The sequence below is a fragment of the Gordonia otitidis NBRC 100426 genome (assembly GCF_000248075.1).
Lineage (GTDB): Bacteria > Actinomycetota > Actinomycetes > Mycobacteriales > Mycobacteriaceae > Gordonia > Gordonia otitidis.
This window is the reverse complement of the sequence record NZ_BAFB01000166.1, coordinates 1-7510: the sequence shown is the minus strand read 5'-3', so window position 1 is coordinate 7510 and position 7510 is coordinate 1. Positions and strand designations below refer to the sequence as shown.

The 7510-nt window shown below is 65.3% G+C and carries 9 protein-coding genes and 1 pseudogene; 7 read left to right on the top strand and 3 right to left on the bottom strand.

Annotation, left to right across the window (positions count from 1 at the left end):
- Together GOOTI_RS16240 and GOOTI_RS16235 are read left to right on the top strand one after the other, a co-directional pair.
- Positions 1-430 (top strand): annotated as a pseudogene (locus tag GOOTI_RS16240) (hypothetical protein); the annotation flags it as partial.
- A 40-nt stretch (positions 431-470) separates the two neighbouring features.
- Entirely contained in the window at positions 471-1253 is a 783-nt protein-coding gene (locus tag GOOTI_RS16235) for an isoprenyl transferase (RefSeq protein ID WP_007239701.1), read from the top strand.
- Here the strand turns inward: GOOTI_RS16235 and GOOTI_RS25265 are convergent.
- Together GOOTI_RS25265 and GOOTI_RS16230 are read right to left on the bottom strand one after the other, a co-directional pair.
- A complete protein-coding gene (locus tag GOOTI_RS25265) occupies positions 1220-1390 on the bottom strand; it encodes a hypothetical protein (protein ID WP_007239700.1) in 171 nt (56 codons plus the stop codon). The genes GOOTI_RS16235 and GOOTI_RS25265 overlap by 34 nt on opposite strands.
- A gap of 181 nt (positions 1391-1571) precedes the next feature.
- Positions 1572-2021 (bottom strand): MarR family winged helix-turn-helix transcriptional regulator, encoded by a 450-nt coding sequence (locus tag GOOTI_RS16230; RefSeq protein ID WP_007239699.1) that lies wholly within the window; start codon positions 2019-2021, stop codon positions 1572-1574.
- A gap of 58 nt (positions 2022-2079) precedes the next feature.
- On the opposite strand from GOOTI_RS16230, the gene GOOTI_RS16225 reads away from it, so the two are divergent.
- Entirely contained in the window at positions 2080-2448 is a 369-nt protein-coding gene (locus GOOTI_RS16225; protein WP_007239698.1) for a cupin domain-containing protein, read from the top strand.
- A gap of 45 nt (positions 2449-2493) precedes the next feature.
- On the opposite strand, the gene coaA is transcribed toward GOOTI_RS16225, so the two are convergent.
- Positions 2494-3435, bottom strand: a complete 942-nt coding sequence (coaA, locus tag GOOTI_RS16220) for a type I pantothenate kinase (protein WP_007239697.1) — start codon at positions 3433-3435, stop codon at positions 2494-2496.
- A gap of 98 nt (positions 3436-3533) precedes the next feature.
- Between coaA and GOOTI_RS16215 the strand changes: the two genes are divergently transcribed.
- The 4 genes from GOOTI_RS16215 to GOOTI_RS25260 form a co-directional block, all read left to right on the top strand.
- Entirely contained in the window at positions 3534-4772 is a 1239-nt protein-coding gene (locus GOOTI_RS16215; protein WP_007239696.1) for a hypothetical protein, read from the top strand.
- 55 nt (positions 4773-4827) lie between these two features.
- Complete coding sequence (gene glyA / locus GOOTI_RS16210; protein ID WP_039994235.1) at positions 4828-6105, top strand: serine hydroxymethyltransferase; 1278 nt, start codon at positions 4828-4830, stop codon at positions 6103-6105.
- Between the two features lie 76 nt (positions 6106-6181).
- Entirely contained in the window at positions 6182-7054 is an 873-nt protein-coding gene (locus tag GOOTI_RS16205) for an acyl-ACP desaturase (protein ID WP_007239694.1), read from the top strand.
- Positions 7055-7347: 293 nt separating this feature from the next.
- Positions 7348-7510, top strand: a 163-nt coding sequence (locus GOOTI_RS25260) for a PIN domain-containing protein (RefSeq protein WP_373279029.1), incomplete at its 3' end; no start/stop codon positions are given.

Genomic DNA, 7510 nt, shown 5'->3' with positions numbered 1-7510 from the left:
CTTCGGCCTCTCGATCCTGTATGCCCTCGCGACCATGCTGTTCGCGATCGGACTGCATCCGTTCATCGGCCGGTTCACCACGCTGGCCATGGTCACGATCTTCGTCGGATTGAACTTCACCACCAGCGGCGGTGTCTTCGCGCCGGCCCTGCAGTCGAAGTTCTTCGCGGTGCTGCACGATTTCTGGATCGGTGCGGGCCTGAACGAGGCGTCACGCAACCTCGCGTACTTCCCGGACGTGTCCAACGGGGGTGAGATCGCGAAGATCGTCGGTTGGCTCATCGTCGGAGCAGCGCTTGTCGGGGTCGTCGCCCTGCGTGAGCGTAGGAACGCCGTCGAGCAGACACCTGCTCCCACTTCCGGACGTCACGAGCGCGACCAGCTCACCGATGAGGAGTCCGAGGAACTCGCCGAGGACGTTGTGGCCTGACTCAGAGCGCCCTCACCCGTGAGGTCTAATCTGGTTCGCGATGAAACTCCTACCCGATCGTCTGCGTCGGCCGATGCTCTCCGTGTACGAGCGTCGGTTGATCCAGTTGACGGACGAGACACGGCTTCCCCGGCATGTGGCGATCATCTGCGACGGCAATCGACGGTGGGCGCGCGAGGCGGGCTTCGAGGACGTCAGCCACGGACACCGGGTCGGTGCGCAGCGCATCGCGGAGATGCTCGAGTGGTGTGCCGAGCTCGGCATCGAGACCGTCACCATCTATCTACTGTCGACGGAGAACCTGCAGCGGGCATCCGACGAACTCGACGCCCTGATGGAGATCGTGCCCGACATCGTCGACGAGATCGCCACTCCTGACGGGCACTGGCGGGTGCGGATAGTCGGCACGCTTGATCAGCTTCCCGAGGCCGCCGCTGCCCGCCTTCGACGCGCAGCTGAACGGACACTCACCAGGTCGGGCATGAACGTCAATGTGGCCGTCGGTTACGGCGGCAGGCAGGAGATCGCTGACGCGGTGCGTGCGCTACTGGTCGAGAAGGCCGACGAGGGTGCGACCGTCCAGGAGTTGGTCGACGCGGTCACCGTGGAGGCGATCGACGAGAACCTCTACACCAAGGGACAGCCCGATCCGGACCTGGTCATCAGGACGTCGGGCGAGCAGCGACTGTCGGGTTTTTTGCTCTGGCAGAGTGCGTATTCGGAGATCTGGTTCACCGACGCCTACTGGCCGGAGTTCCGTCGCGTCGATTTCCTGCGTGCGCTGCGCGATTACTCAGCCCGGAGCCGACGCTTCGGCAAATAGTCGTCGAGTAGGTCGATCAGCGCGGTCACGTCCGCGTCGAATGTGGAGACCGACGGTGTGCCGAACCCGACGAGAATTCCCCCGGTCGGCTCGCCGTCGGTGCCGCGGAGTCGTGGCGCATCGCGATGGCGCAACACGTCGAGTCCGCCGCGGGCGAAGGATCATCAATTGGCTCTAGCGTTGACGGTGTCGCCCACTTGCGGCGGTCGACGCGGCAGCGATGATCGCCGACGTCGCGCTCGCCTCCGAACCCACGGACACGCAGCCTTCGACGCGTGGCTCCACGCGACAACACGCACAAGACACGGCTGAGGTGTGTCAGGTCTGCGGGTGCGACGGCATGTCCGCCAACACCCGTAGGGCGTCGAGGACCTCCGCGAGTACGTCGTCGCCCATCGCTTCGGCCAGGGCGTCGGCTTCGGCCGCCGCTGCCGTCGTTGCCAGTCGTGTGACGGTGCGCCCACGCTCGGTGAGTTCGATCAGACGGGCACGCCGATCGTCGGGATCTGTTCTGCGCGTCACGTACCCGTCGCTTTCCAGTGCGTCGACGATGGCCGCTGCGGATTGCTTGGTGACGCCGATGAAGGCTGCGATGTCGTTGATCGAGGCGCCCGCCTGCGAGATTCGGGTGAACACGAGTCCGTGAATCGGGCGAAGCGTCGGATGGCCCCGGCGTGAGATCCGGTCGTTGATGCGTTCGCTCACTGCGGACTGTGCGCGCATCAGCAGGAACGGCAACTGTGCGCGGGGAGGGGTGAGGCTTGACATATAGACAGTCTAGCTGTCTAAATATAGACAGCCAGACTGTCTATATCAAGGAGCTGTCATGCCACTCGTCACTCGGTCGACCACATACGACATGCACGGGGCGTCGTTCGAATCATTCGTATCGCCGCGCACAGGAAGCCGTGATCTCTGCGCCTGGCGGACGACGCTGTGTCCCGGTCAGTCGGGGACCGCGCACACCGTCGATTCCGAGGAGGTGATGCTCGTACTCTCCGGTGCGCCGCGGCTTGCGCTCGACGGCGTGCAAGTCGACACCGAGCCGGGCGCGGTGGTCTTCGTGCCTGCGGGAAGCTCTGTGCTACTTGACAATCCGGGAGACGCAGAGTCCGAAGTGTGGGTGACCTCGGTGCCCGGCCTGACCGCCACGACAGGGGATGGCGATCGGATCAGCCCGCCGTGGGTCCAGTGATCGCCGCGGGCGCAGTGATCAGGTTGGGTCGGCATGACCGCGACGTCACAGCTTGCGGAGTCGGACCCTATTGATGGAGTGGTCGGCGTCCTTGCGGAGCACTAGGGTGGCGCGTGGCCTCGTGGGCAGGATGTTCTCCCGTAGGTTCGGTAGGTTGATCGACGTCCAGATGTCGCGTGCAGCTGCTTTGGCCTGGTCGTCGGTCAACGACGAGTAGTGGTGGAAATGCGAGTTGGGATCGGCGAACGACGTCGAGCGCATCTGTAGGAACCGGGAGATGTACCAGTTCTCGATGTCGGCTGTCTTGGCGTCGACGTAGATCGAGAAGTCGAACAGGTCCGAGATCATGAGCGTCGCGCCGGTCTGTAGGACGTTGAGGCCCTCGAGGATCAGGATGTCGGGCTGGTGCACGTAGTGCATCACGTCGGGGACGATGTCGTAGGTGAGGTGTGAGTACACCGGAGCGGTGACCTCGCGCGCACCCGACTTGACCTCCGTGACGAATCGCAGCAGCGCCCTGCGGTCGTAGGATTCGGGAAATCCCTTGCGGTGCATGATGCCCCGGCGTTCGAGTTCGCGGGTGGGGAGCAGAAATCCGTCGGTGGTGACGAGGTCGACCTTCGGGTGCGACTCCCAGCGGGCGAGCAGGGCTGCCAGGATGCGCGCGGTGGTCGACTTGCCGACGGCCACGCTTCCCGCGATCCCGATCACGAACGGCACCTGTTTGGTGGTCTGTCGATCGCCGAGGAAGGTCGACGTCGCCGCGAAGAGGCGTTGTCGGGCTGCGACCTGCAGATGGATCAGACGCGAGAGCGGAAGGTAGACCTCGGCGACCTCTCGAAGGTCGACGTTCTCGCCCATGCCGACGAGTTGGTCGAGTTCGTTCTCGTTGAGCACCATCGGCATGGATTCACGCAGGTCACGCCATTGCTTGCGATCGAGTTCCAGATACAGACTGGGATCGCGGCCGGTGGTGTCGCGCGCCATCAGCCAACTCGTCCCGTTGGCGGATGCGCGTCGCGCCTCATCGTCATGGCCTACAGCTTAGAAGGGCGTGCCGATGCCGCTGTCGGTAGCCTTCCACCATGACAACGGCGAACAGGGGATCGGCAACCCCGGAGACGGATCTGATCACCGACTATCTACGACTCGGCCTCGCGTTCGACCGGCTCGAAGAGGGCTTCGTCGACGCGTACACCGGTGATCCGACGTTGCGTTCCGAGATCGCCAACGGGCCGGCTCCGGACCCGTCGCGACTCGCCGACCGGGCGCGTGGCCTGCGTGGCGAACTACCCGCTGGGCTGCCGACCGATCGCGCGGCGTTCGTCGATGCACATCTGCGTGCACTCGAGTGTTCCGCGCGCAAGTTCGCGGGCGACGACATCGGGTTCGTCGACGAGGTGCGCGCCTACTTCGACGTCGACATCGCGCCCGCCGACACCGATGACTATCGAAAGGCGCACGGCGAGTTGGGTTCTGCGCTCGGCGTACCCGACGCGAGTGGACCGGTGCTCAGCGATGCCTACGCGGCGTACCGTCGTTCCGACGAGATCCCACCGGAACGCGTCGACGAATGTGTGCGTGCGTTCAGCGGTGCGCTGCGTGAGCGGGTCAGAGACGAGTTCCCGTTGTCCGACAACGAGATCGTCGAGTTCGAGGTCGTGACCGACAAGCCGTGGTCCGGCTTCAACTACTACCTCGGCAACTATCGGTCGCGGGTCGCGATCAACGCCGACCTCACGCAATACATGTCGTCGCTGCCGCATCTCATCGCCCACGAGGCGTATCCGGGGCACCACACCGAGCACTGCCGTAAGGAGCAGATCCTCGTCGGCGGTGGGCAGGCCGAGCAGACCATCTTCCTGGTCAACACACCGCAGTGTCTGATGGCGGAGGGGCTCGCCGACCACGCGCTGCATGCAGCCATCGGAGACGACTGGGGGTTGTGGGCGCAGGAGATCTACGCCGACCTCGGGCTGCGATTCGACGGTGAGCGCGCGCAGCGAGTCGGCAGGGCGTCGTCGGGCCTGCTGACCGTGCGGCAGGACGCCGCCCTGATGTTGCACGACCAACACGCCGACGTCGACATCGTCGCGGGCTTCCTCGAACGCTGGCTGCTCGCACCGCCCGAGCGGGCGCGCCAGATGTTGCGATTCCTCACCTCGCCGCTGTGGCGGGCCTACATCTCGACCTACGTCGAGGGATACCGACTATTGGAGGAGTGGCTCGAGGCTGTGCCCGAACCGGAGCGACTGGCGCGCTTCGGACGACTCCTCGACGAGCCACTGACCCCAGCGCTGCTCCGAGCCGAACTGGGCCAATAGACTGTTCGCCATGACCGAGAACCCCATCTCAGCGAACACCGCGAGCCTGAACTCGATGTCCCTGGCCGAGCTCGACCCCGACGTGGCCGCCGCGATGAACGGCGAGCTGAGTCGCCAGCGCGACACGCTCGAGATGATCGCCTCGGAGAACTTCGTGCCCCGCGCGGTGCTGCAGGCGCAGGGCAGTGTCCTGACCAACAAGTACGCCGAGGGGTACCCGGGACGTCGCTACTACGGCGGCTGCGAGTACGTCGACGTCGTCGAGGACATCGCACGCAACCGCGCCAAGGAACTCTTCGGGGCCGACTTCGCCAACGTGCAGCCACATTCGGGAGCTCAGGCCAACGCGGCGGTGCTGATGGCGTTGATGAACCCGGGGGAGAAGCTCCTCGGCCTCGACCTCGCGCACGGCGGTCACCTGACGCACGGTATGCGGCTCAACTTCTCGGGCAAGCTCTACGAGAACCACTTCTACGGTGTCAGCAAAGAGGATTTTCGGATCGACATGGACGAGGTGCGCAAGATCGCCCTCGACGTGCAGCCCAAGGTGATCGTCGCGGGCTGGTCGGCATACCCGCGCACGCTCGACTTCGACGCCTTCCGGTCGATCGCCGACGAGGTCGGCGCCTACCTGTGGACCGACATGGCCCACTTCGCGGGTCTCGTCGCCGCGGGGCTGCACCCCAACCCCGTCCCGGCATCCGACGTCGTCTCCTCGACCGTGCACAAGACCCTCGGCGGTCCCCGTTCGGGCATCATCCTCGCCAAGCAGGAGTGGGCCAAGAAGCTCAACTCGTCGGTGTTCCCGGGGCAGCAGGGCGGACCGCTCATGCACGCCATCGCGGGCAAGGCCGTCGCGCTCAAGATCGCGGGCACCGAGGAGTTCGCCGACCGCCAGCGTCGCACGCTCTCAGGCGCCAAGATCCTCGCCGAGAGGCTGACCGGCGCCGACGTCGAGAAGGCCGGTGTCTCGGTTCTCACCGGTGGTACCGACGTCCACCTGGTGCTCGTCGACCTGCGCAACAGCCCGCTCGACGGTCAGCAGGCCGAAGACCTGCTCCATGAGGTGGGCATCACGGTCAACCGCAACGCGGTGCCGTTCGATCCGCGACCGCCGATGGTCACCTCCGGTCTGCGGATCGGCACCCCGGCCCTGGCCACCCGTGGCTTCGGCGACGAGGAGTTCACCGAGGTGGCCGACATCATCGCCACCGCGCTCGCGGCCGGGGCCGACGCCGACGTGTCCGCGTTGCGCGGGCGGGTATCGCGCCTGGCACTCGACCACCCGCTCTACGACGGACTCGAGGAGTGGGGGCTGATGAGCCGGGTCTGACCTGGACATCCGACCACCGTCGAGAGGGCCCGGGGCGGTTTGAAATCGCCGCCTACGGATCCGTATCCTTGCTGCGATGAACGTACTGAGCGAAGACGAACTGATCATCGCGCTGGAGAAGGCCCTCCCGGAGGTCGCCGAGGATCACCAGCTCGCTTCCGCTGTGTGGAATCCGCACGAGTACGTGCCGTGGGACGACGGCCGTAACTTCGCCTTCATGGGAGGCGACGACTGGGACCCCTCGCAACAGACGCTGTCCGACGAGACCGCAGCGGCGCTGCTGGCGTTGCTCCTCACCAAGGACAACCTGCCGTCGTATCACCGGATTCTCGCGAAGTACTTCCCGGCGTTCTCCGATTGGCGTCAGCTCGTCGGTGTGTGGACGGCAGAGGACAACCGCCACGCGGTGGTCCTGCGCGACTACCTCGTCGTCCGCCGCGCGATCGACCCGGTCGATGCCGAGGAGCGTCGTCGAGTTCACGTCACCGCGGGCTACCGGCAGAACGAGGCGCAGGTCGACGAGCTCAAGCCTCTCGACGTGCTGGCGCTCATGGCCGTACACGAGGCCCAGAGCGTGAAGTTCATCGAGAAGATGCAGGCATCGGTGACCGACGACATCCTGGCGCAGATCCTGCACAAGGTCGCCGGAGACGACGAGACGTCGTCGCGCACCTTCGTCAACCTGCTCGGTGCCGGACTCGTGGCCGACCAGGACACCGCCGTCATCGCACTCGACAAGGCGCTCGCGCGCGGACTCGACGAGCCGATCGGCTTCGACGTCGTCGACTTCGACGAGCAGCGCGCATTGATCGCCGACTATCAGGACGAAGCCACCATCGACGCGATCGCGGCGTCGATCGTCGACCAACTCAAACTCGAAAGTGTCGAGGGTCTGAACGACGAGGCAGCAGCCGCCAAGGCTCGTATCCTCGCTCGCGCCGGTCGCTGATCTCCGCGTTCTCCCTGCTGACGGACGTATCGCCACCACGGCACCGCATCTGCGCGTCGTGGTTCGACGATACGTCCGTTTACGCATATTTCACGTAGACACACCCATTTACGTCGCGCCGGAACGTCGGCATCCGCGTACGTTGACCAGTGACGGGCCGCGGGGAAGCGGTTCGTCCGGGAGGTTCACATCGTGGGTTGCACCAGCAGCGCGAGGGGGCCGGCCCCGGTCCTCGTCCATCTCGGCTGACGCCGAGGAACGGACAAGAACCAGCCGGTCATCGAAGAACTGGTTTGTGCGGGTGCCGCACAAACGTAGGAGCCCACGTGACCACACGCACCTACGTCCTCGACACCTCTGTGCTGCTCTCCGATCCCTGGGCAGTCACACGCTTCGCTGAACACCACGTCATCCTGCCGTTGGTCGTCATCAGCGAACTCGAGGGCAAACGCCACC

Excerpts from the sequence above, each read along its gene's own strand:
- GOOTI_RS16235 (WP_007239701.1), top strand. The coding sequence starts at position 471 with ATGAAACTCCTACCCGATCGTCTGCGTCGGCCGATGCTCTCCGTGTAC.
- GOOTI_RS16230 (WP_007239699.1), bottom strand. The coding sequence starts at position 2,021 with ATGTCAAGCCTCACCCCTCCCCGCGCACAGTTGCCGTTCCTGCTGATG.
- GOOTI_RS16225 (WP_007239698.1), top strand. The coding sequence starts at position 2,080 with ATGCCACTCGTCACTCGGTCGACCACATACGACATGCACGGGGCGTCG.
- coaA (WP_007239697.1), bottom strand. The coding sequence starts at position 3,435 with ATGGCGCGCGACACCACCGGCCGCGATCCCAGTCTGTATCTGGAACTC.
- GOOTI_RS16215 (WP_007239696.1), top strand. The coding sequence starts at position 3,534 with ATGACAACGGCGAACAGGGGATCGGCAACCCCGGAGACGGATCTGATC.
- glyA (WP_039994235.1), top strand. The coding sequence starts at position 4,828 with ATGTCCCTGGCCGAGCTCGACCCCGACGTGGCCGCCGCGATGAACGGC.
- GOOTI_RS16205 (WP_007239694.1), top strand. The coding sequence starts at position 6,182 with ATGAACGTACTGAGCGAAGACGAACTGATCATCGCGCTGGAGAAGGCC.